General features: G+C 33.5%; 22 protein-coding genes. 11 read left to right on the top strand and 11 right to left on the bottom strand.

The window, feature by feature from the left end; all coding sequences use genetic code 11:
• Positions 1-21: 21 nt before the first annotated feature.
• The 5 genes from ACFOWA_RS06035 to ACFOWA_RS06015 form a co-directional block, all read right to left on the bottom strand.
• Positions 22-699 carry an HAD family hydrolase gene (locus ACFOWA_RS06035; protein ID WP_378982809.1) on the bottom strand — a complete coding sequence of 226 codons (678 nt, stop codon included), beginning with the start codon at positions 697-699 and terminating at the stop codon, positions 22-24.
• Positions 700-869: 170 nt separating this feature from the next.
• Complete coding sequence (locus ACFOWA_RS06030; RefSeq protein ID WP_378982807.1) at positions 870-1,415, bottom strand: RNA polymerase sigma factor; 546 nt, start codon at positions 1,413-1,415, stop codon at positions 870-872.
• Between the two features lie 301 nt (positions 1,416-1,716).
• The gene (locus ACFOWA_RS06025) at positions 1,717-2,376 is read right to left on the bottom strand and encodes a phosphatase PAP2 family protein (RefSeq protein WP_378982805.1); all 660 of its coding nucleotides are present in this window, start codon (positions 2,374-2,376) and stop codon (positions 1,717-1,719) included.
• Between the two features lie 75 nt (positions 2,377-2,451).
• Complete coding sequence (locus tag ACFOWA_RS06020; protein WP_378982803.1) at positions 2,452-3,570, bottom strand: Gfo/Idh/MocA family protein; 1,119 nt, start codon at positions 3,568-3,570, stop codon at positions 2,452-2,454.
• A 354-nt stretch (positions 3,571-3,924) separates the two neighbouring features.
• Positions 3,925-4,275 carry a hypothetical protein gene (locus tag ACFOWA_RS06015; protein WP_378982801.1) on the bottom strand — a complete coding sequence of 117 codons (351 nt, stop codon included), beginning with the start codon at positions 4,273-4,275 and terminating at the stop codon, positions 3,925-3,927.
• A 175-nt stretch (positions 4,276-4,450) separates the two neighbouring features.
• Between ACFOWA_RS06015 and ACFOWA_RS06010 the strand changes: the two genes are divergently transcribed.
• Positions 4,451-7,150 carry a PQQ-dependent sugar dehydrogenase gene (locus ACFOWA_RS06010; RefSeq protein WP_378982799.1) on the top strand — a complete coding sequence of 900 codons (2,700 nt, stop codon included), beginning with the start codon at positions 4,451-4,453 and terminating at the stop codon, positions 7,148-7,150.
• 46 nt (positions 7,151-7,196) lie between these two features.
• On the opposite strand, the gene ACFOWA_RS06005 is transcribed toward ACFOWA_RS06010, so the two are convergent.
• The 3 genes from ACFOWA_RS06005 to ACFOWA_RS05995 all read right to left on the bottom strand — a co-directional run bounded on the left by ACFOWA_RS06005 (position 7,197) and on the right by ACFOWA_RS05995 (position 9,932).
• Positions 7,197-7,940, bottom strand: coding sequence for a LytR/AlgR family response regulator transcription factor (locus ACFOWA_RS06005; protein ID WP_378982797.1), 744 nt, complete (start codon positions 7,938-7,940; stop codon positions 7,197-7,199).
• Positions 7,941-8,087: 147 nt separating this feature from the next.
• Positions 8,088-9,122, bottom strand: coding sequence for a sensor histidine kinase (locus tag ACFOWA_RS06000; RefSeq protein ID WP_378982795.1), 1,035 nt, complete (start codon positions 9,120-9,122; stop codon positions 8,088-8,090).
• A 69-nt stretch (positions 9,123-9,191) separates the two neighbouring features.
• A complete protein-coding gene (locus ACFOWA_RS05995) occupies positions 9,192-9,932 on the bottom strand; it encodes a LytR/AlgR family response regulator transcription factor (protein WP_378982792.1) in 741 nt (246 codons plus the stop codon).
• A 297-nt stretch (positions 9,933-10,229) separates the two neighbouring features.
• On the opposite strand from ACFOWA_RS05995, the gene ACFOWA_RS05990 reads away from it, so the two are divergent.
• The 3 genes from ACFOWA_RS05990 (at position 10,230) to idi (ending at position 12,546) form a co-directional block, all read left to right on the top strand.
• A complete protein-coding gene (locus ACFOWA_RS05990; RefSeq protein WP_378982790.1) occupies positions 10,230-11,123 on the top strand; it encodes a MerR family transcriptional regulator in 894 nt (297 codons plus the stop codon).
• Positions 11,120-11,956: a phytoene/squalene synthase family protein gene (locus ACFOWA_RS05985; protein ID WP_378982787.1), complete on the top strand. Its 837-nt coding sequence runs from the start codon at positions 11,120-11,122 to the stop codon at positions 11,954-11,956. Before ACFOWA_RS05990 ends, ACFOWA_RS05985 begins: the two co-directional genes overlap by 4 nt.
• A 71-nt stretch (positions 11,957-12,027) precedes the next feature.
• A complete protein-coding gene (idi, locus tag ACFOWA_RS05980) occupies positions 12,028-12,546 on the top strand; it encodes an isopentenyl-diphosphate Delta-isomerase (RefSeq protein ID WP_378982784.1) in 519 nt (172 codons plus the stop codon).
• 154 nt (positions 12,547-12,700) lie between these two features.
• Here the strand turns inward: idi and ACFOWA_RS05975 are convergent, their stop codons facing one another.
• On the bottom strand, positions 12,701-13,078 hold the full coding sequence (locus ACFOWA_RS05975) for a hypothetical protein (RefSeq protein ID WP_378982781.1): 378 nt from the start codon (positions 13,076-13,078) through the stop codon (positions 12,701-12,703).
• Between the two features lie 129 nt (positions 13,079-13,207).
• Here ACFOWA_RS05975 and ACFOWA_RS05970 point away from each other — a divergent pair, with 129 nt between their 5' ends.
• From ACFOWA_RS05970 to ACFOWA_RS05950, 5 genes are all read left to right on the top strand, one after another.
• Positions 13,208-13,405: a hypothetical protein gene (locus tag ACFOWA_RS05970; RefSeq protein ID WP_378982779.1), complete on the top strand. Its 198-nt coding sequence runs from the start codon at positions 13,208-13,210 to the stop codon at positions 13,403-13,405.
• Between the two features lie 76 nt (positions 13,406-13,481).
• Complete coding sequence (locus ACFOWA_RS05965) at positions 13,482-14,273, top strand: HipA family kinase (RefSeq protein WP_378982777.1); 792 nt, start codon at positions 13,482-13,484, stop codon at positions 14,271-14,273.
• Complete coding sequence (locus ACFOWA_RS05960) at positions 14,251-14,634, top strand: DUF3037 domain-containing protein (RefSeq protein WP_378982775.1); 384 nt, start codon at positions 14,251-14,253, stop codon at positions 14,632-14,634. Before ACFOWA_RS05965 ends, ACFOWA_RS05960 begins: the two co-directional genes overlap by 23 nt.
• Before the next feature lie 40 nt (positions 14,635-14,674).
• The gene (locus ACFOWA_RS05955) at positions 14,675-16,588 is read left to right on the top strand and encodes an AAA domain-containing protein (RefSeq protein WP_378982772.1); all 1,914 of its coding nucleotides are present in this window, start codon (positions 14,675-14,677) and stop codon (positions 16,586-16,588) included.
• A 186-nt stretch (positions 16,589-16,774) separates the two neighbouring features.
• The gene (locus tag ACFOWA_RS05950) at positions 16,775-17,149 is read left to right on the top strand and encodes a response regulator (protein ID WP_378982769.1); all 375 of its coding nucleotides are present in this window, start codon (positions 16,775-16,777) and stop codon (positions 17,147-17,149) included.
• Here ACFOWA_RS05950 and ACFOWA_RS05945 read toward each other — a convergent pair.
• Positions 17,146-18,999, bottom strand: coding sequence for a DNA topoisomerase 3 (locus ACFOWA_RS05945; RefSeq protein WP_378982767.1), 1,854 nt, complete (start codon positions 18,997-18,999; stop codon positions 17,146-17,148). The two genes, ACFOWA_RS05950 and ACFOWA_RS05945, sit on opposite strands and share 4 nt — an antisense overlap.
• 194 nt (positions 19,000-19,193) lie before the next feature.
• Here ACFOWA_RS05945 and ACFOWA_RS05940 point away from each other — a divergent pair, with 194 nt between their 5' ends.
• Positions 19,194-19,634, top strand: coding sequence for a hypothetical protein (locus tag ACFOWA_RS05940; protein WP_378982764.1), 441 nt, complete (start codon positions 19,194-19,196; stop codon positions 19,632-19,634).
• A gap of 213 nt (positions 19,635-19,847) precedes the next feature.
• Here the strand turns inward: ACFOWA_RS05940 and ACFOWA_RS05935 are convergent, their stop codons facing one another.
• The gene (locus tag ACFOWA_RS05935) at positions 19,848-20,639 is read right to left on the bottom strand and encodes a murein L,D-transpeptidase catalytic domain family protein (protein ID WP_378982762.1); all 792 of its coding nucleotides are present in this window, start codon (positions 20,637-20,639) and stop codon (positions 19,848-19,850) included.
• A gap of 212 nt (positions 20,640-20,851) precedes the next feature.
• Between ACFOWA_RS05935 and ACFOWA_RS05930 the strand changes: the two genes are divergently transcribed.
• Complete coding sequence (locus ACFOWA_RS05930) at positions 20,852-22,300, top strand: SDR family oxidoreductase (RefSeq protein ID WP_378982758.1); 1,449 nt, start codon at positions 20,852-20,854, stop codon at positions 22,298-22,300.
• Positions 22,301-22,417: the final 117 nt, after the last annotated feature.

Here is a 22,417-nt window from a genome sequence, read left to right as displayed (position 1 = left end):
ACAGATGTAGTTAGACCGTTACTAAGATAAATCGAAATTTTTTAATAGCAGTTCGAAAATAGGGTCGTTGTAATCTTTAACAACTTTTAGCACATTGTCGTAATTCTTAAAATCATTTTCATTATGCGTGGTATTTAAAACTATACATGGCATATCTGCATTTTTGGCTGCTTCTACGCCTTTTGGAGCATCTTCAAATACCAGGCAATCTTTCGGGTTAACGCCCATCTTTTCAGCACATTTAATAAATGTTTCTGGGTTAGGTTTACTTATTTTAACTTCATCGGCGCTAACAATGGCATTAAAGTATTCTTGAATGTGCAATCCATCTAAAACATAATTAATATTGAATGGAATAGCTGCAGAGCCAATAGCCATGGGAATATTTGCTTCATTGGCTGTTTCCAATATTTTGTCCAGCCCATTAATAAGTTTTAAATAAGGGAGGAAAGCTACTTGATATATTTTTTCCTTTTCGATGGAGATTTCATCTAATCTCTGTTGAGTGAAGTAACCTTCACCAAAAACTCTGTTAAGCAATTCGTCATTTTTGCCATACATCTGTTTTTTAACTTCAGCATAACTTAAATCAGCACCCAATTCTTTAAGTATTGATTGCCATGCCTTATTATGGAATTCCATGTCGTCTATCACGGTTCCGTTTAAATCAAAAATTAGGGCTTTTGGAGAAAATTTCATAATGCTCTATAATTGTCCAAATCTATTAAACTCTTCTTATTAATTAAATTTAAAATCTAATGTTACTCTAGTTAATAAACGTACAGAATAAAAAAAAGGGTCTAAACAATGTATTATTGTATTAACACATTGTTCAAACCCCAAAAAAATTAATTAAAAAGATATTTATCTTATTGTTTTTTTAAACCTAAGATTTGTTCTCCATGAGTATCTTTAGCGTAGGTTTTAAGATATTTTTTAAGCATTTCTCTAGCAACGAAAATTCTTGTTTTTACTGTACCTAATGGAATTTGTAGCATATCTGCAATTTCATGGTACTTATAGCCTTCAAAATAGCGGATGAATGGTGTGTGATAAGCTTCTGGTAAACTGGCTAAGGCTTTACTAATATCTCCAATTACAAATTTACCTTCAGCATGATTTCTGGTCGAGCTGTGAACCAAATTAACTGATGAAATCTCGTCGGTTTGCGTTATTAAAGTTCTTGTTTTTGCAAGTTTGCGGTAGTTATTTATGAAAGTATTTCTCATTATAACAAAAAGCCAACCTTTAATATTAGTGCCTTCTTGAAAGTTTTCATAAAATCTAATTGCTTTAACTAGCGTATCTTGTACTAAATCATTCGCATCTTCTATATCATTTGTAAATTTTAATGCATGAGATTTCAACGATACTGAGTGTGCATTTACCAGGTGATTAAATTCAAATGTTGTCATAGTTTTAGGATTAGGATGTTAAATGATTTTCATCAAAACATGTACCATCATCGGCCAAAAATTGGCATAGACAAAAACTACTTGGAGTCTGAAAATAGCCCCCACTGGAACCAAAGCAATTATTTTAAAAAATTCTATTAATTTGGTAGGATATAAAAGGGGTATAAATACCTGGTAGAATCAGTAGTTGAACCCGACTGGTAATTTATACGTGTACACTATTTTTAGGCTAATAAACAATCGTTGTTCTAAAATAAATACGATGGTATGTTTTGCTTAATAAAGTGATAAACTAAACAAACTATTTTGGTTCTGCTGCAGGCAAATCCGAAACAACACTTTTCTTAAAATAAAAATAGCACAGCGGGAAAAGGCAAATAATTCCTAATAAAAATCCTCCAACGGTATCTGTAAACCAATGTGCACCAAGATAAATTCTTGATGGGGCAATCATTATCAAGAGAAAAAAAGATGTGCAGGTTATTACCCTTCTCCAAACCGGAGATACAGTTTTCAAATTTCTCATTAGAATAATTAAAAAACCAAAAAACAATACATAAGATAAAACATGACCGCTTGGGTAACTTTGAAATCTATTCACTTCTACCAGTCGGACATAAAAGGCTGTTGGCCTTGGGCGGTTAATTAGGTTTTTTATGCCCAATATTATTAACCCAGAAAGCAGTATTAATGTAATAAAGTAGGCTTCGCGTTTGAATTTGTTCAGATAGAAAATGGTAGCAACCATTACAACTGATATCAATGACCATGTTAACTCTCCAAAAAAACTTACCCCCAACATAAGCTTATCCAACCATTCTGAATGAAATTTTTGTACAAATAATGAAACATCAACATCTAATGCAAGAATAGGATGCTTTGCAATAAAAATACTAAGTGTTATAAAACTGGCTAAAAGTATAAATAGGATTATGGATAATAATCGGTAATTTTTGGTCATTCTGGTATGCAATGAATAAGAAATACCAAAACTATAAAAAACCTGCTTAAAGCAATAAATCTACCTTATAAAACATTACTTTATTAAGACTTTTTTGCCTGTTTTAGAAGAAATTTTTGCCGCTTCCAAAATTTTAACCACTATTAAATTGTTCTCTAATGAAGATAAGTCGTTTACTGGTTGTATTTCATTTCTTAAAACAGCAGCTAAATAACTTAAGCTATTAGCGTACGGAGCAGCGAGTGTTTTAGCTTTATAAGTTTTATAATCTGATTTTCCATTTTCTTTAAGGCGCAAATTCTGGTCGTTAATTGCCTGAATATAACCAGTTTTACCAAATACTTCCATGTCTTTAATACTGAAAGGCCAGTTCCAGGAAGCTTCGATTATTCCGGTTGCGTCAGGATATTCAAGTAAAATTGTTGCGTCGTCATCTACCTTAGGATAAACATTAGGTTTTATTTGATGGGTAATTGCAGAAACAGAAATTGGTGCTTTACCATCCATAATCCAAGTCATTAAATTAGCGCCATAACAACCAAAATCTGCTAAAGCACCTGCACCATTTTTTTCCGGATCGGTTAACCATTCCAAGAATTCTTTACTAACACCAATTTCCTTTGGTCCTTCGTGCCCGTCGTGTACAATCATTTTTCGTACATCACCAATAAGATTCTGATTTTTTATATTTAAATACGCCTCTTGATTGCTACGATACCAAGTTGTTTCATAATTTGTTAATAGATGAATTTTATATTTACGGGCTAGTTGTGCCATTCTTTCGGCTTGTTTAACTGTTACAGCTAAAGGTTTTTCTACCATTACAGAAATTCCAAGCGGTGCAGCTGCTTCAACAATTGAAAGGTGTTCGCTTATCGGATTGTATGCTAAAACTGCATCTGGCTTGCGCTTTTTGAGTAGCGAAACAATATCTGGGAAAAATAAACTATCTACAAGTTGATATCTCTTTTTAAATCGCTCAATTAATTCAGGATTACTCTCTGCAATGCCAATGATATTTACTTCGTTCTTTTCATAACTGTTCATTATAGAAAAAACATGATCGTGACTTAAACCAGCCACTGCCACATTTAGTTTTGTTTGTGCATTATGCTTTGAAAAGCCTGAAACTATTAAAAGAAATAGTATTACTGTAAAAATTAATTTCAAATTAACTTGATAAGAATTGCTCATAATGTGGCGGCGTGTTGGTTTGGTTAAAGACTGCCAAGATATATAATAAATTAAATTATCTAATGGGATAATCCTTTATCACGGAAATAAACCTTTCCATCACGGATTTTAAACCTTATGTATAAGCAATTAGGAGTTTTTCAATTCATTTGCAATCTTCGAATCAGATTATAGGAAATCAACGCTCAAACAGTCGGCAAGGCTACCTCCTTGTCGGCTGCTTAAGCAAACAAATTAATAATACATTACCCAATAACTAATAAAATAGCAAGACCCTTACATCTATCACGCTCATCATTTCGCCCTTCCTCTAGAAGGAAGGGTTAAAATGATTCTAATGAAATTGCAACAAAGTTATTTTAAAACTATTTGTTTCGGCTCTGTAACCACAATTTGAAATTTACCTTTGTATTCTGTTACGGTACCTGTAACGCACAACTTATTGCCTAAAAACATACTTGCAGGCTCAGAGGAAAATTTAATTACATCAGCTTTATTTACAACAACTGTTAGAAGTTCTTTTGGATAAGTTCCGCCCAAGTTTATTAAGGTTAATTTTTCCAGAGCTTTAGTGCTATATACAGAATCGCACACGGTAACATTTTTACCAACATATTGAGATACATCTTTAGCCAAAACTAAAGTTTGACTTTTAGCAAGATAGCTCATGCTGGCAAGGCAGATAATTAAGAATATTTTTTTCATTATGGAATGATTTAGTGTCAAATATAAGCAAGCAGCAATTGAAATACTGTTAATCTCCTGTTAAAAAATGAGTGTTTAACATCAACAATAATATTACCTTAAATAATTGGTTGTTGTTTATGCTTTATAAAACAATCGGTTATATTTATAAATTAAATAGCCCTAACCAAAACCAATGAAAACTGTTTTTACAATATTGCTTTCAGGCATTGCATTCACATTATTTTTATCTTCAATATTATTTAATAAGAATTTAATTTACCCGAATAAATTAAGTTTAAATAGCGATAAGATTTTAAAAATAGATACACCAGACCAAGATCGGTTTGTGAAAGTAAATTTAGTTCAGGGAGAATTTACAGAGCCTACCGAAATGTCTGTATTGCCAAATCTTGATATTTTGGTTGCGCAAAGGAGAGGAGAGTTGATGCTTTATAAAAACCAAACCAAAAAACTGGTTCAGGTTGCTAAGCTAGATGTTTACTCTAAAACCAGCCTTGCCGATGTTAACGCAGAAGAAGGTTTATTGGGTTTAACAATCGACCCTCAATATGCTTCCAATCAATACGTGTATCTATTTTATAGCCCAACTGGAAAATCTGTAAATCGATTGTCGAGATTTAAAATGGTAAATGATATGCTAAGCATGTCATCCGAAAAAATTATTCTAGAATTTTACTCACAACGCGAAATATGCTGCCATACTGGTGGTTCGCTTGCTTTTGGTCCGGATAGACTTTTATACATTTCAACCGGTGATAATTCTACACCATTTGATGTACCGAAACAACAATTTGTAAATAAAGGATATGCTCCGTTAGATAATCGTGCTGGTTTAGAACAGTACGACTCGAGAAGATCAGCTGGTAATACTAATGATTTAAGGGGCAAAGTGCTTCGTATTAAAGTACAGGAAGACGGAACTTATACCATTCCAAATAGCAATTTGTTTCCAAAAGGAACTGATAAAACCAAGCCTGAAATATACGTTATGGGTAATAGAAATCCATACCGAATATCAGTTGATAAGAAAACCGGGTTTTTGTATTGGGGTGAGGTTGGACCAGATGCATCAAATGATGATGAACTGCGAGGACCGAGAGGTTATGATGAGGTAAACCAAGCCAGAGCAGCAGGTAATTTTGGATGGCCGTATTTTATAGGCAATAACTACCCATACAAAGCTTATGATTTTACAAATGGAACCAACGGACCAGCTTTTGATGCTGCTGGTGCTGTCAACAATTCGCCTAATAATACCGGTTTAGGAATCGTTCCGGCTGCACAACCTGCTTTTATTTGGTACCCTTATGGCGATTCGAAAGAATTTCCTCAGGTTGGCTCGGGTGGAAGAACCGCGATGGCTGGTCCTGTTTTATACACTTCAGCAAATGCATCACCTTATCCAGCATACTACAATGGTAAGTTAATTATTTATGAGTGGGTTCGAGGTTGGGTAAAAGCTGTTACCATGGCCGCGAATGGAGATTATTTAAGTATGGAGCCGTTCATGGCAAATATTCCACTAGCTGCTCCAATTGATATGGAACTTGGTTCGGATGGTAAAATTTACATTTTAGAATATGGAAAAGGTTGGTTCTCCAAAAATCCTGATGCCGGAATTGTAAGAATCGATTATTTAAAAGGCAACAGACCACCAGTAGTTTCAAATTTACAAATAGATAAGCCCAGCGGATTACTTCCATATAAAATGATTGCCAAAGTTAAAGCAACTGATGCCGACGGAGGAAAACTAACTTACATTTGGAATTTAGGTGGTGGTTTAAAGAAAACAACTACAGTGCCAGAAATACAGCACACTTTTACAAAAATAGGAGAGTTTCCTATTAGCGTTCAGGTTATAGATAGCGAAAAGGCATCATCAAAAAGCCAGGTTATATCCGTTTTTGCAGGCAATGAGCATCCGAAAGTAGATGTTGTTCTAAATGGCAACAAATCATTTTATTTCCCTGGCAAGGAAATTACTTATAAGGTTTTGGTAACAGATAAGGGAGCGGTTGTAAATAAAGAACGGATTTATATTTCTAGTGCCTACACAGAAGGAAGTGATTTGGCTGGAGCTCAACTCGGGCATCAGCAAGCAGCACAAACTATGGTAGGGAAATCATTAATGGCAAAATCAGATTGTAGTACCTGCCATAAAGTTTCATCAGCTTCCATCGGACCAGCATTTGATAAGATTTCTAGTAAATATCAACAAGACTCAAAAGCAATTGATTACTTAGCATCTAAAATAATTAAGGGTAGCAGTGGTGTTTGGGGAGAGGTTCCAATGCCGGCACATCCATCCATGAAAGAATCGGAAGTGAAGCAAATCGTAGAATGGGTTTTAAGTCTATCTGCAAAAGGAACCGCCGCTGCGTCTTTACCAACCACGGGTACGATAACACCACCACAAAATATCAATAAGGATAAACCAGTATTTACTTTAAAAGCCAGTTATACTGATTTGGGAGCAAAAGGTTTGAAGCCTTTAACCACTACAAATACCTATAATTTGATAGGGAATACCATTAGCTCAATAGATATAAAAGAATTTTCAGGATTTATCCGTAAATCAAATAATGCGTTTGAATTAACTAAAAGTTCAAGTTGGTTAAAGCTAGCATCTATTGATTTAACAGATGTTAAATCGATGAATCTAATCCCATACTCAAACAACGACTACATGGTAGAATTAAGGTTGGATAAAATAGATGGCAAATTGTTAGGCAATTCAAATGGAACCAAATCTATTGCAATAAAAGAATTTGTAATAGATAAGAAGTTTCACGACGTTTTTATTGTTTTTAAGGCAAACGGAGAATCTAAAAACAAACTGGTTGTAAGTGATATAACAGTTGAAGCTAAATAGCAAGATTTAAAGGCTTTGGTGAATGTTCACTAAAGCCTTTATTGTATTAATTATCGTTAATTAAATTATCTTGGAAAAGATTTTCCTTTAAGTATAAAATAAATGCCTCGTTATATTTATTAGTTAAAGGAATAGATAAGCCACCTGTTAACACAATTTGGTTGCCAAGAAAACTTTTGATATGTAATTTTGAAATAATGGCTGATGAATTTACTTGAATAAAAGCCGGATGTCTTTTAAGCATGCTTAAAACTTTAACAAAATTTAGTTTAAAACTTACGTAATTCTTTTTAATTGTTCTGAAGTAAACGATATCATTTATTTCCTCGAACGCTACCAAATCAATAAATTCTATTTTCACAAAATCATCTGGCGTATCTTTAATAGGAATCAAGAAGAATTCGTCCTCAATTTCATGTGCGTTTAGGCTGTCATTCGGGTAAAGCTTGCTAATGGTTTCTGTAAAATGAACCATAGAATATGGTTTCAGCAAATAGGCATCGGCATTAACGCCAAATGCATCAATAGCATATTTTGTATGTGCGGTGGTAAATATTAAATGCTTTGTTTTTTGCCTAACCATTGCTGCCAATTCAATACCAGACAGCGCCGGCATTTCGATATCCATAAAAATAATATCAACACTTTCTATATCAGTAATTTCGTTTAGTGCTTTAACTGGGTTCGTAAAACTCTTAACCAATTGCAGATCAGGAAGGCCTTTTAAGTAAAACTTTAAATTCTCCAATGAATTCAGATCGTCATCTATTGCTATACAATTAATTGGCATGTATTATAGGGTTAGTGATGTATTTAAATTTATTAGTAATTAAGTTATTAAAACGGAAATGAAGTTTTTCTTAAAGTTAAAACTTTCTAAAATTTACGTACGAAGTGGTGAATTGGATCTAATTTAGTTAATATCTTGCTTAAAAATCTACTTTTCAATCGTAATTTTAATATTAAAGTGCTCATTATCATCAAAATAGTATTTTAAGGTTGCCTTGCTACCATAAGTATATTTCAATCTTTTATGAATATTATCTATCCCGGTACCATTTCTTTTTATTGAGGAGTTTAATTTCCTTATTGCATTTTTTGTTTCAAAAACAATATTAATTTCATTAATCAACAATGTAATTTCTGCGGGTTTTGTCAAATCGCCATGTTTAAAAATGTTTTCTACCAGGGTTATTAAAACCATAGGTATAATTCGTTCTTGTCTTATTTCATCATCATACCAAAATCTAAGCTGCAAAGTATGGTTTGCCATTAATTGATGCAGGTTTATTAAATTTTCTACCTGGTCAATTTCATCGCCCAATTCAATAAATTCTTCTTTATGTTTACTGTCAACCGCGTAACGCATCATGCCAGAAAGTGCAATTATAGTTTCTGCAGCAACTGGCGAATTATCTCTAGCGTTTTGATAAATAAAATCTAAAGTATTAAAAAGTAAATGCGGCTGAATTTGCGCCCTTAAATATGCATTTTCTGATTTAGCAAGTTGAATAATATTGTTTAAACGTTGTTTTTCTAAACTTTCTGTTTTTTTTCGTTCTTTAATAAAGGTTACTAAAAAATAATATCCTGTACCAAATATTATAAAATATACCGATCTAAATAATCCACCTAAAAAAAATTGTAAGTTAATAACAGGCTGATTACTGGTAATGATGTGCGTATATTGATTTACATAAACATAAGCAGCGTAGATGATAAGCAGGTAAGCACTAACTTCCAGGATTAGAAATAATGGTATCCTCCAAATTATTTGTCTCGGATTTTTAAATCCATACCTTAACACGTAAACCGAGTGGATATAAAAAATAGAAATGTTTATAAAATAATGGAAAATGTAGGTGCCTAAAGCCCCAAACTTTCCTGTATAAAAACCTACAATAACAATTTCATAAAATAGAAAAGCGGCCCAACCTATAAAATGGTATTTATTAGCGATAAACCACTGCAAAATTTTATTTTTATGGAGAGCATTACTATTTGTAAAAGATTTCATTTAGAGCGTAGAAGTTGTAATATTTTAAGAGCGACCAGTTTTAATTGTTTTTTCTTTTATAAAGCTTTGTACCTCATCTCGATAGTTATTGCCAAGGTTCACAATCAAATTATTCGTCATTTTTAAAGCATTACCTTCAACTTTTTCTATATGATTTTTAGATATAATAAAAGAACGGTGTGCTTGGGCAAAATTTGAATTTTCCTTTAAAATTTCTTTAATCTCTGATAAACCGATGTATGAAACAATAATTTCATCAACTGTGTAAATACGTACATAATTTTGTAAACTCTCTATAGCGATAATGTTCTCATTACGTACTTTGATAAGATTATTATTATCGTTTTTATTTCTGATAAAAAAATAATCTTCTTCTATTTTTATGGTATTATTAGAAATATTTTTTACCTGTGGATATAAACGATTAATGGTTTCTACAAAGCGTGCTAATGTGTAAGGCTTTAATAAAAAAGCATTGGCATATATTTCGAAAGCCTCATAGGCATATTTACTATGCGATGTTGTAAATATTAATTTATCGGTTTTGTGCCGAAGTGCTTTAGAAAGTTCAATACCAGATATCATTGGCATATCAACATCCATAAAAATAATATCAACGTTTGCGCCCGAACCGATTTCTGTTAGTGCCTGCAATGGGTCGGTGTAAATTTCTACCAATTGCAAACTGCTTAGTGAAGTTATATATGATTTTATACCGTTAATCGCATGGATTTCATCATCAATTACTATACACTTCAATTTCATATTTGGTAGCGGCTAAAACGACTGCAAAATTAGGTCAACAAATTCAAACTAAAAAAAATAACGTTTACGTACAGGTTTTGACCATGTTGATGTAGGTTTGTTACGCGTTCGTGTGAAAAATTTAGATTTTTATGTTTATTTATTTACAACTAAAAGTGCTAAAACCTGTAATTAAGCTTGTACATTTTAGTGTTTTAAACATTCATTTCTATTATAAGATACTGGCTGAGTTTATAAACTTAAAAAAACTATTTAAATATCTTCTTGTTTAAATTTTTATTAATATATTTAAACAAAATGAATTACTCCATTTCAGACCTCGAACAGCTATCAGGTATTCAATCTCACACCATAAGAATTTGGGAGCAGCGATACAGCGCTTTAAAGCCAATGAGGACTGATGGAAATACCCGTTTGTATGATGATACACAACTGGTTAAGTTGTTAAATATTGTTAGTCTTAATCAATCAGGGTTAAAGATTTCGAAAATTTGTAGTCTTTCCGAGCAAGATGTTGAACTACTCCTAGACAAAGAATTACAAACAGTTTCCCCTCAAACTAAATTTGATTATTACGTAACCCAGCTTATTAAGTTTGGTTTATGTTATGATGAAACATCGTTTGAAGCATTGCTTTCTTCGTGCATTGGTAAATTTGGTATTTTGGAAACGTACAAAAATATAATTTATCCAATCTTGGTTAGATTAGGTTTAATGTGGCGCAAAGATGATATCTGTCCGGCACAAGAGCATTTTTTATCCAATATCATCAGAAGGAAAATATACTCAGCTATAGATGGCTTAGAGTTAAATCAGAAAGTACCAAATAAAACCTGGCTGCTTTTTTTGCCTGAAGATGAAGAACACGATGTAGGTTTACTTTTTGCGCAGTATATTTTAAAAGCAAGCGGGCATAAAGTAATCTATTTAGGAGCCAAAGTACCTTTAGGTTCTGTAAAAAGAGTAATTGAAGATGTGAACATTCACAATGTTTTATTTTTTATGGTAAAGCTAAGACCTTTAAAAACCGCTCAAATTTATATTGATAACTTGCAGATGATTTGCAAAAAGATTAACATACATTTAGCAGGCAATGGCCAAACCATCAATCAAATTACCTCTTCCTCAAACATTAGAAAATTTAACTCTCTAGAAGAGTTTGAAAATAATATTAAAGACACCTCAAAATGAAAGAAATATTTGATAAACTATCGGCAGATTGCAGTAAGGTTACCACAAAAATGTATAGCACAAGTTTTTCTTTTGGAATTTATTTTTTGAATAAAAGCCTTCGCATGCCAATTTATTCTATTTATGGTTTTGTAAGGCTTGCTGATGAAATTGTAGATAGCTTCCATGAATTTGATAAAAAATATCTTTTAAATAAGTTTCGTACCGATACATTTGAAGCAATAGACTTGGGCATCAGTTTAAATCCTGTACTTAATTCTTTTCAAAAAATTGTAAATGAATATCAGATAAGTCATGATTTAATTCATCTGTTTTTAAATAGCATGGAAATGGATTTAGATGAGCAAGAATATACACCAGAGCTTTACGATACCTACATTTTAGGTTCGGCTGAAGTTGTTGGTTTAATGTGCTTAAAGGTTTTTACGAATGGTGACGAAGCTGAATACCAACGTTTAAAACCATTTGCAATGAAACTAGGTTCGGCTTTTCAAAAAATAAATTTTTTAAGGGATTTAAAAGCTGATCATCAATCTTTAAATCGTAGCTATTTTCCTAATGTAAACCTGGCAGAGTTTTGCGATAAGCAAAAGCAAGCCATTGAGGCTGAGATAGAACAAGAGTTTGATGAAGCTTTGGTTGGTATTAAGATGTTGCCTGCATCATCAAGAAGTGGTGTATATTTATCTTACATTTATTATAAAAAGCTATTTAAGAAAATTAAAGGATTAACTGCAGAACGTATTATGAATGAGCGGATAAGAATCTCCAATAGAAGAAAAATTGGGTTGATGTTTGATTCAATGATTCGTTATAAGCTTAATGCAATATAATAAAAGAAGAAGCTCTTAAATACGATTTTTATATCTCTGTCTTATTGAGAAATTCAGTAGCAAAACGTAATATGACCGAGCAAGTAATACTTGTAGATAATAATGACTTACCAATAGGGCAGATGGAAAAACTGGAAGCCCATAAAAAAGGCTTACTTCACAGAGCCTTTTCTGTTTTTATATTCAATTCCAATAACGAATTGCTATTGCAACAAAGAGCTTATAGTAAATACCATTCTGGTGGTTTGTGGACTAACACTTGCTGCAGCCACCCTCGCTTTGGTGAACATAATTTTGATGCGGCCAACAGGCGGCTAGATGAAGAAATGGGTATGAAATGCAGTTTAACTTATGCCTTTAGTTTTACTTATAAAGCAACATTTGCAGATGGATTGATTGAACATGAATTAGACCATGTTTTTTTTGGAAACTCTGATGAAATTCCTAAAATAAATAAAGAAGAGGTTGAGAATTATAAATATATAAGCTTGAAAGATTTGAAAATTCAGATTGTAAAAGAGCCAGAAATATTTACACCCTGGTTAAAAATATGCCTTGAAAAGGTAGTAGAAGCCAGATTATTGTCGTAAAACAAAAAACGGGCATACAACTTTCGTCGTATACCCGCATCTAAATTAACGCTCTCAAGGGCAAATATATACTTACTTATGGTAATTGAAAAATTTTTTTAAAAATCTTTACTTTTTTTTGATTCTTAGGAGTTTTAGGCATCTTCAAAACGCTTTATTTTTTCAAATTCAATTCTTCAATTTCTGCTCTCAATCTTTCCTTTTTTAAATCTATTCTTATCAAACTATATAAGCTCATGTAAATATTAGCTATCCAAACTATAGAGAAGCCAGCAATAATGTAACCACGCCAGTCGGCATACAGCAATGTAAACTTGGTTACAATCAATAATAAAATGGTAACGTAGTGGCTAAAGCAATATTCGCAAGTAAAAACATAATAAAACTTTCTTTTAAATAATTGCTTGCAAATTTTCGATTTGTTTAAACAATATTCTCTCGCTTCTTTAAAAATTTCTTCTTTTGTTACTGTCCACGCAATGCAGGCAACAGGTAAAGCCAAAATAAATAAATAGTAAATAGGTGATGACATAGTTCAATGATTTAAGAATATTATTACAACCGCAAAATCATTTAAAGGTTTTACTGCTTAAACCTCACTTGTCAGAATACGGTTTTGAAACATTTCATATGCGTAAATGTTTACTGCTAAAGAAATACCATGGAAAGAGAAGAAATAAGATCTCTATTAGAGGTTATTGATCAACAAGTTAGTTCAGCCATACTAGGCGGAATGGACGATAAATACGAAGAGCTTGAATCGCTCGGCTACATCACCATCAATCGCGAAGCAGTACAATGGTCATCTTCAATTACCTCTTTAGGTATGGATTTTCTTAATAGCTATTATAATGTATAGCAAATCTATAATGTAGTTGCTAATAATTAAGTATCATAATATCTAGCATAATTCTGCTAAATTTGCAAAGATAAATATGATTGATATTCAACTAAGAACAGTTAATGTTACGCGGTATGTTACACCACTTCGAGAAGGTGGCTCAATGCCTGCAATAGCTGAGGCCGATGATGATTTTTTATATGTTCTAAAATTCCGCGGTGCCGGACAGGGTTCTAGAGCTTTAATTGCCGAACTAATTGGTGGTGAAATTGCAAGGATTTTAGGTTTGAGGGTTCCAGAATTGGTATTTGCTAATTTAGATGAAGCCTTTGGCCGCACCGAACCAGATGAAGAAATTCAGGATTTATTAAAGGCTAGTGTTGGCTTAAATCTAGCATTGCACTATCTCTCTGGTGCTATTACATTCGACCCAACCGTAACAAAAGTAGATTCTAAACTTGCATCGCAAATTGTTTGGTTAGATTGTTTACTTACTAATATGGATCGTACTTGTCGTAATACAAATATGTTGTTGTGGCATAAAGAATTATGGCTTATTGACCATGGCGCTGCATTATATTTCCACCACTCATGGCAAAATTGGGAAGAGCAAGCCAAGCGTCCATTTGCATTGGTTAAAGATCATGTTTTGTTACCCGAAGCAGCTGAACTAGATAAAGTAAATGAAGATTTTCGTAGAATATTAAAACCAGAACATTTTCAAGCCATCGTTTCGTTGATACCAGATGCGTGGTTAGAAGGTGAAAATGTTTTCGAAACAAAAGATGAACACCGCCAGGCTTACGCCAAATTTTTAGAAATAAGATTGGCAAACTCTGATATATTTTTAAAAGAAGCACAGCATGCAAGAGAGATTCTTATTTGAGTATGCAGTGATTCGGGTTATGCCAAGGGTAGAACGCGAAGAATTTATTAATGTGGGCATCATTCTATTCTGCGCAAAACAAAAGTTTTTAAAAAGTGTATTTTCTTTAGATCAAAATCGAATAATGGCTTTCGCCTCCGATTTAGATTTAGATGAAATTCTAGATAATTTATCAGCCTTCGAAAGAATTAGCGCAGGTTCTGCAGGTTCAGGTTCCATTGGGCAATATGATATGGCCTCTCGCTTCCGTTGGCTTACCGCTACCAGAAGTACAGTTGTACAATGCTCAAAAGTTCATCCTGGTTTCTGTTTAAATGCCGAAGAGACACTTTTAAATTTACATCAAAAATTAGTGCTGTAAATTAATTCTATTCAATACCTCGATTTTAATATTCCATTCATTGATAAAAGATTACTTTAATAAACTTCAAGATTTACTTAATATTGAACGTAAAGCCGATCATCAGGCTTATCTAAAGTTAACAGAAAATACATCGGCCGCTGATAGACGAACTTTAGGTTTAACCTGGTATCCTATTGCTATCCGAAATACTGAAATGGGCAGGGGAGATTACCTGAACATCGAAGTAGAACGAACAACCCATCAAGATTTATCTCAACAATTTCGTTTTGGTTCTTCTGTGGTTTTATTTTCCAATCACGATGCTAAAAACGATAGGATAGATGGAGTAATTACACATTTAAACCGCAATAAAATGAAAATTAGTTTGCGTTTAGATGAATTACCAGATTGGGCGAAAGATGGAAAATTGGGAGTCGATTTGCTCTTTGATAACAATAGTTACGATGAAATGCATAATGCTTTAAAACAAGCTATAGCACTATCTGCAGATGATTCAAAAAATAAATTAATAAAAATACTAACTACAAATGAGCATCCAGAAATCAACAAAAATGTTCATCAATATACTTCGAACAGGTTAAATGATTCTCAGCAAAATGCTGTAAATAAAATTCTGTCTGCCAATCAATTGGCAATTATTCATGGTCCGCCCGGTACAGGGAAAACCACCACACTGGTTCAGGCGATAAAAGAACTTTCAACGCAAGAAAATCAAAAAATATTGGTTGTTGCACCAAGCAACACTGCAGTTGATTTACTAACTGAAAAATTATCAGAAGAAGGTTTAAATGTAATTCGTGTTGGTAATCCTGCTCGAGTTTCAGAAAGATTAATGCATGCAACGCTTGATTTTAAGATGGCCGAGCATCCAGAAATGAAATCGATTAAGGCATTAAAAAAGCAGGCGAACGACTACAAAAACATGGCTCATAAATACAAGCGAAGTTTTGGTAAAGCAGAACGCGACCAAAGAAAAGCATTATTTGATGAGGCACATAAAATTGGTCGCGAAATAGAAAATTCAGAGCAATACATCATCGATAATCTATTTAATAGCGCTCAAATTATAGCCGCAACTCTGGTAGGTTCTAATCATTACACGGTTAAAAATCTAAAATATAATACCGTTGTTATAGATGAAGCCGGACAAGCGCTAGAGCCTGCCTGCTGGATACCGATTTTGAAAGCAGAGAAAGTAATTTTTGCTGGCGATCATCTTCAATTGTCGCCAACCATAAAATCAAATGAAGCGGCAAAATCGGGTTTAAATGAAACCCTGTTAGAAAAATTGGTTTATTTACATCCCGATTCGGTAGTTTTACTAAATGAACAATATCGCATGAATACTCAGATAATGGGTTACTCGTCGAAGGTGTTTTATGATGATAAATTAATGGCAAATTCTGCTGTTGCCAACCGCATACTTTTCAAAAATGATAAGCCATTAATGTTTATTGATACCTCTGGCTGCGGCTTTGATGAAAAGGCAGATGGAACAAGTACAACCAATCCTGAAGAAGGCGTTTTTTTATTAAAACATTTAGCTAGTCTTACTGATGAGATTCACCAGCAAATACCTCAAATAAAATTTCCAAGCATTGCAGTAATATCTCCTTACAAACAGCAGGTTCATTTATTAAAAGAATTAGTGCAATCTAATCCTCACTTAATTGATCACGCCAATTATATTTCTGTAAATACAATTGATAGTTTTCAAGGGCAGGAGCGAGATGTAGTATATATTAGTTTAACGAGAAGCAATACAGAAGGTGTTATTGGTTTTTTGCAGGATGTACGAAGAATGAATGTGGCAATGACAAGAGCAAAAAAGAAACTGATTGTTATTGGCGATGGAAGTACTTTATCGAGGTCGGTTTTTTACAACAATTTTATGAAATATGCCGAAGAATTGAATTCTTACCACAGTGCTTGGGAGTTTATGGATGTTTAAAGGGCAAACAAAAGCCAATATTTTACTCTTAAAAGAATTTATTTATTATTTTTGATACATCATCCCATCAGTACATCTTAATTGATAATTATAATTGTGATTTTTTTGCAATCATAAATCAAATGTGTGATTGATGAAAATTAATGTGTAAGCATCAATAAATAAAATCATCAATCAAATCCCTAAATGAAAGAAAATCTTAAAATTTTAATTGCCGATGATAATGAAATGATGCGGCTGGTTATGCGAGGCTTCTTTATAAAATATTTGGTTAATCCAATTATTAAACAAACTACCAATTTAGAAGAAACTTACAGCTTACTGCTGGAAGAAAAATTTGATTTACTCTTATTGGATATTAACATGCCAAATGGCGACAGTAATCCTCAAACGGTTGTAAACCTTAAAGCTAAATACCCAGATTTGAAAATTGTAATGTTTAGTGGCAATGATAAAGAGACATTGGAGCCAGAATACCTTGCTGCTGGTGCTGTTGGATTTATCCAAAAAAATGAACACATGAACACTTGCACTAAAGAGGTTATTGAAACTATTCTTTAGCTTACTTTTTCGGGTTTTCTATTTTCCAATTTCCCTAGTATTCCGGTACCGGCAATTAATAATTCGCTCGTAATTGTTTTTGTATATTCGATTATTTCTGCCTTAAAATCTTTTACAGAAGCACCAGAACGTATTTCTTCTAAACGTTTTTCCCATTGCCCGGTTAATTCTGCTTGGGCAATTTGCTTATCTTTAACTACTTCATAAACCGCTAAACCTTTATTAGTTGGCAAAAGATTCCTTTTCTCACGCGTAATATATTCTCTTGTAATTAGCGTTTCAATTATCGATGCCCTGGTTGCAGGTGTACCTAAACCACTGTCTTTCATGGCATAACGCAGCTCCTCATCTTCAATTTCTTTACCAGAAGTTTCTAAAGCCTTAAGTAAGGAAGCTTCATTAAACATTGGTTTTGGCTTAGTTTGTTTCTCTAGAAGCGTTTTTTCTACGATAGCTAGTTGTTCTCCAACTGTAACTTTGGGTAAAGAAACATTGTCTTCATCCTTTTTATCATCCTCCGTTTCATTAAATACAGAGCGCCATCCGGCAGACCTAATAACAGTTCCATTGGCCATAAAAGTTGTTGCAGAATTGATGGTAATTTTAGTGATTTCTTTTATACATTCCTGATGAAAGGCTTCAAGCATTCTACCTACAACCATATCATAAATCGCCTGTTTATCAGCACTTAGTCCGTAAGCTTCTTCTCCAGTTGGTAAAATAGCGTGGTGATCGGTTACTTTTTTAGCATTAACACTTCGTTTGTTTAATGTGGTAGTTTGCAAAAATTTAGCTTGCTTCCCAAATTCAGAGTGGTTTGTAAATTTATCAATTAATGAAGGTACACCGGCGAATACATCATCGCCAATATAGCGGCTACCAGTACGCGGATAGGAAACCAATTTACTTTCATACAAATTTTGAAGCAGATTAAGGGTTTGGTCGGCGGTAAAGCCTTTTTTCTTATTCGCTTCCTGTTGCAACGAGCTCAAATCATGCAAAAGTGGTGGTGGTTCTTTTCTTGGCTTGGCCTCTACAGCAGTAATATTTCCTCCCGTTGGAAAACCAGAAGCAACATCTTCTACCAATTTGAAAATGCTTTCAACTTCGCTTTTATCTTTATAATTACTTACTGAAACAGCTTTAAAAGTTTGTTCATCTTTGGTAAGTTGTATGCTAATTTGAAAATACGTTTGTGGTAAAAAATTCTTTATCTCCAAAAAACGGGCACATATCATGGCTAGGGTAGGCGTTTGCACTCGACCAAGAGAGAGCACAGTTCTATTTCCTGCTGATATACTGAGCGCTTGTGTAGCATTCATACCCACTAACCAATCAGATTCTGAACGGCAATGGGCAGAATTGAATAATGTGTCGTAATCGGTTCCTGGTTTTAAATTTCTAAAACCATCTTTAATGGCTTCATCTGTTTGTGATGATATCCAAAGGCGCTTAAAAGGCTTCTTACATTTTAAATAGTAATAAATATACCTGAAAATTAACTCACCTTCTCGCCCGGCATCGGTAGCTACGATGATTTCGGAAGCTTCATCAAAAAGTCTTTTAATAGTATCAAGCTGTTTTCTAACTGCAGGGTCTTCAACAAAACCATCTTTGGTTTTTATCTTTCTAACAGCTAGTTTAAATTTGGCAGGCAACATGGGTAAATGTTGTTTTCGCCATCCAATAAAACCATAATCTTGTGGAGGTGCAAGCTGCAGCAAATGCCCGAATGCCCAGGTAAAAGAATATCCTTTTCCTTCGATGTATCCGTCTTTTCTGGTGGTTGCCCCAAAAACTTTGGCAAGTTCTCTACCAACAGATGGCTTTTCTGCAATTACAATTTTCATTAATAGGTTCAGCTTTTTAAACCTCAAAGATGATTAAAATTATTTGTGCAGCACCTAAAAAATTACTCACAATCGGTATTAGTGGCATAGAAACAATATTAAAGTCTTTTTAACTTTGCCGTTAAACTTCGAAAATTTGCTAGGAAAGAATAACAATTTGACAACTTATCTGTCTAACAAGAGTTAATTAGCAAATGGATAAGATTTACGATTTAGAAAACTTCGAAATTAAAGTTAGTCTTAACGAAGGTATAGTGCGTTTACACAGCGACAAAAATCTTTGGGATTATTTGAATGAAGATGTAAAGCGAAGAACATTTTTACTTGTTGACGCCATAAAATCTGACTATCAGATAGTTTTTGGTAAAGGATTAAATATTGAAAGCAAATCTTTCGTTGTAGAAATTTGGGCTCACATTTTTAGCGATTACCTTGGCTTATTAATCAAAAAGCATATTGATATACTATGGATAAAAAAGCTTGTTCAAAAGGGAATTGAACGAGCAGAGTTAATCGATTGTGGCGAAAAACATCTTGATAGCAATCGTTGGCTTTGGGATAGTGTTGGGCGATTCGTAAATTTTACATTATGGTTGTTCCCTAAAAATATAGGACAGAAGAAATTGAAAAACTAAGTTGCTTTTGATAAATTAATTCAAAGATTCTATTTTTTCATTTAATTTTGCATTAAAAATCCCAAAAGCATCTAATTTAATTTCTAAACCTGATGGGACGGAAAGCCCCGATTCTTCATCGGGCTTGGAGGTACAGCAGGGCTTCAATTTCAAAAGAATTACCAAACCGCTCATTTTCAAATCAATAAAAACAAAACACCTTATTCAAATTAGCTAATTGAAATTTGAGGCAAAAACCTGATTTTGATTTAGCGCAATACCAGCTGCTAGGGTTTCGTTTAAATACTGAGAGGTGTATGGCTGAGCAGTGCTACTAATAAATAAAATAGTTTTATCTGCAATTGAATTAATAACGGTGTTGGCTAATTTAGTTGCAACTGCCGGGCAACCCTGACTTCGACCTAATCTACCCAATTGGTTTATACTGTTTTGGCATACATAATCTGCTCCATGTACTACAATAGCACGTTCCCGGGCATTATTGTTAAATCCAAAATCCATTCCATCCAATTTTAAAGAGCGACCATGTTTACCGAAATAAACTTCGCCAGTTAAATAGAATCCTAAACTGCTCGTATTCGAATTAACAGCATTAGAAAAATAATCGGGTTTATCGCCGCCACTGTTTTGCCCATGTGCAACCCATGTATTTAAAACCAACTCCTTTCTATTTAAATCGATAATGTAAAGCCGTTTTTTGCTGCTTTCCTGATCAAAATCGGCAATGGTTAAAATAGATTTTGTGTTTAACAAGCCTTGCGATTTAATATTGTAATATCCTGTTAACGCTTTCTCAAAAACGCTAAAAGTTAATCCAACTGAATCTAAATGAATGCTGTGATAAATTTCTGATATATACTGATTGTACAAACTATCCGTAGCAATTTTATTTTTGATAAAAGATGTTGGATTGTTTTGTGGATGCTCCACCGCTTTAAAGCCCGTTCCAATAATGCTAATCCCTAATAAAAAGGTCATAACAAAGCCCATAATATTTCTCGTCATTCAGGGATGTTTGTATGAATATTAAAAATCAATACGCTTAAAACAGGTTATTATTGTAACGTAGCAGTTACATGCTTGATTTTTTAACCTGCATTTACAGTATTATGACATTAATCCATTAATTATAGCTTCCCGAAGTATTGATAATAAATCATTTACGCTTAATTTACAACAAAGCACTACACATTTCTGTTACTATCAATATTGTTAAAATGAAGGTATTATTAACTGGAGCAAATGGTTACATCGGCACGCGATTGTTGCCATTACTTTTAGAAGAAAACCATGAAGTTGTTTGCATGGTTCGCGATAAAAGGAGATTTATTAATCAATCTGATTTAAGTGAGCAGGTTACGATTATTACTGGAGATTTATTAAATGCAGAAAGCCTAAAAGAAATCCCTTCGGATATAGACGCTGCCTATTACCTCGTCCATTCAATGTCATCACATGGGTCTGAATTTGATGATATGGAAAAAAAATCTGCTGAAAACTTCTCAACGGCACTAAAAAACACCAATTGTAAACAAATTATTTATTTAACAGGTATCGCAAATGATGAGCATCTATCAAAACATTTAGGCTCTCGTTTGGCAGTGGAGGATCAGTTAAAAGCTTCAAAAATTCCCTGCACTATTTTAAGGGCAGCTATAATAATTGGTTCAGGTAGTGCATCTTTCGAAATTATAAGAGATTTGACTGAAAAAATACCTGTAATGGTAACACCAAAATGGGTTAAAACCAAATGTCAACCTATTGGGATTCGTGATGTACTAGCGTACTTACAAGGCGTTTTGCAAAATGAAAAGGCTTACAATCAAACATTTGATATTGGCGGTCCTGATGTTTTAACCTACCGCGAAATGATGATGGGTTATGCTAAAGAACGCGGTTTAAAGCGGTGGATTTTCACAGTTCCGGTGTTAACGCCAAGGCTATCTTCTTTATGGCTTAATATGATTACGCCTGTTCCTTATTCGTTAGCAAGAAGTCTGGTTGATAGCATGAAAAACGAGGTGGTTTGTAAAGATGATAGAATTCATGATGTAGTTCCACGCGAGTGTTTAACATATGCAGAATCATTGCATTTGGCTTTTGAAAAAATCGACCAAAATTCTATTGTATCAAGTTGGAAAGATGCTTTAAATCGTGGCTATTTAGATACAAACTTTATGGATCAGATAAAAGTACCTCAAAATGGTACTTTAGAATACAAGGTAAAAATGCCTTTTGAACGTAAAGCCGAAGAGGTTTTTGAAAACATTTGGAGTATTGGCGGCATCAGAGGCTGGTATTATATGGATTGGCTTTGGCAGTTTAGAGGTTTGTTGGATAAAATGTTTGGTGGGGTTGGAACCAGAAGGGGCAGAACAAGCAATGTGGATATTCAGGCTGGAGATGTATTGGATTTTTGGAGGGTACTTTTAGCCGATAAAAAAAATAAACGGTTGCTTTTGTTTGCAGAAATGAAAGTTCCGGGAGAAGCTTGGTTGGAATTAAAACTTGTTGAATCGCATGGCAAAGCATTTTTATCGCAAATAGCCACATTTAGGCCAAAAGGATTATGGGGAAGGATGTATTGGTATGCAATGTGGCCTTTCCATATTGTTCTTTTTAGAGGTATGGCAAAGCAAATTACAACCTACAAGCCTCAAAAATAAGTCGGTTTAAAAGGTTACTTTTGCAGTTCATTTTTATAATATGCCTAATCAGGATAAAGATTATTCGTTTTGGACTAAGTACAAACGTTTTGCATCAACAGAAATATTGATGTATTT

It is taken from the genome of Pedobacter lithocola, assembly GCF_042650845.1.
Taxonomy (GTDB): Bacteria; Bacteroidota; Bacteroidia; order Sphingobacteriales; family Sphingobacteriaceae; genus Pedobacter; species Pedobacter lithocola.
Note: the sequence above shows the minus strand (reverse complement) of the source record. Positions and strands in the feature narration are given on the sequence as shown.

Coding starts and splice junctions, on each gene's coding strand:
- ACFOWA_RS06035 (WP_378982809.1), bottom strand. CDS start 699: ATGAAATTTTCTCCAAAAGCCCTAATTTTTGATTTAAACGGAACCGTG.
- ACFOWA_RS06030 (WP_378982807.1), bottom strand. CDS start 1,415: ATGACAACATTTGAATTTAATCACCTGGTAAATGCACACTCAGTATCG.
- ACFOWA_RS06025 (WP_378982805.1), bottom strand. CDS start 2,376: ATGACCAAAAATTACCGATTATTATCCATAATCCTATTTATACTTTTA.
- ACFOWA_RS06020 (WP_378982803.1), bottom strand. CDS start 3,570: ATGAGCAATTCTTATCAAGTTAATTTGAAATTAATTTTTACAGTAATA.
- ACFOWA_RS06015 (WP_378982801.1), bottom strand. CDS start 4,275: ATGAAAAAAATATTCTTAATTATCTGCCTTGCCAGCATGAGCTATCTT.
- ACFOWA_RS06010 (WP_378982799.1), top strand. CDS start 4,451: ATGAAAACTGTTTTTACAATATTGCTTTCAGGCATTGCATTCACATTA.
- ACFOWA_RS06005 (WP_378982797.1), bottom strand. CDS start 7,940: ATGCCAATTAATTGTATAGCAATAGATGACGATCTGAATTCATTGGAG.
- ACFOWA_RS05995 (WP_378982792.1), bottom strand. CDS start 9,932: ATGAAATTGAAGTGTATAGTAATTGATGATGAAATCCATGCGATTAAC.
- ACFOWA_RS05990 (WP_378982790.1), top strand. CDS start 10,230: ATGAATTACTCCATTTCAGACCTCGAACAGCTATCAGGTATTCAATCT.
- ACFOWA_RS05985 (WP_378982787.1), top strand. CDS start 11,120: ATGAAAGAAATATTTGATAAACTATCGGCAGATTGCAGTAAGGTTACC.
- idi (WP_378982784.1), top strand. CDS start 12,028: ATGACCGAGCAAGTAATACTTGTAGATAATAATGACTTACCAATAGGG.
- ACFOWA_RS05975 (WP_378982781.1), bottom strand. CDS start 13,078: ATGTCATCACCTATTTACTATTTATTTATTTTGGCTTTACCTGTTGCC.
- ACFOWA_RS05970 (WP_378982779.1), top strand. CDS start 13,208: ATGGAAAGAGAAGAAATAAGATCTCTATTAGAGGTTATTGATCAACAA.
- ACFOWA_RS05965 (WP_378982777.1), top strand. CDS start 13,482: ATGATTGATATTCAACTAAGAACAGTTAATGTTACGCGGTATGTTACA.
- ACFOWA_RS05960 (WP_378982775.1), top strand. CDS start 14,251: ATGCAAGAGAGATTCTTATTTGAGTATGCAGTGATTCGGGTTATGCCA.
- ACFOWA_RS05950 (WP_378982769.1), top strand. CDS start 16,775: ATGAAAGAAAATCTTAAAATTTTAATTGCCGATGATAATGAAATGATG.
- ACFOWA_RS05945 (WP_378982767.1), bottom strand. CDS start 18,999: ATGAAAATTGTAATTGCAGAAAAGCCATCTGTTGGTAGAGAACTTGCC.
- ACFOWA_RS05940 (WP_378982764.1), top strand. CDS start 19,194: ATGGATAAGATTTACGATTTAGAAAACTTCGAAATTAAAGTTAGTCTT.
- ACFOWA_RS05935 (WP_378982762.1), bottom strand. CDS start 20,639: ATGACGAGAAATATTATGGGCTTTGTTATGACCTTTTTATTAGGGATT.
- ACFOWA_RS05930 (WP_378982758.1), top strand. CDS start 20,852: ATGAAGGTATTATTAACTGGAGCAAATGGTTACATCGGCACGCGATTG.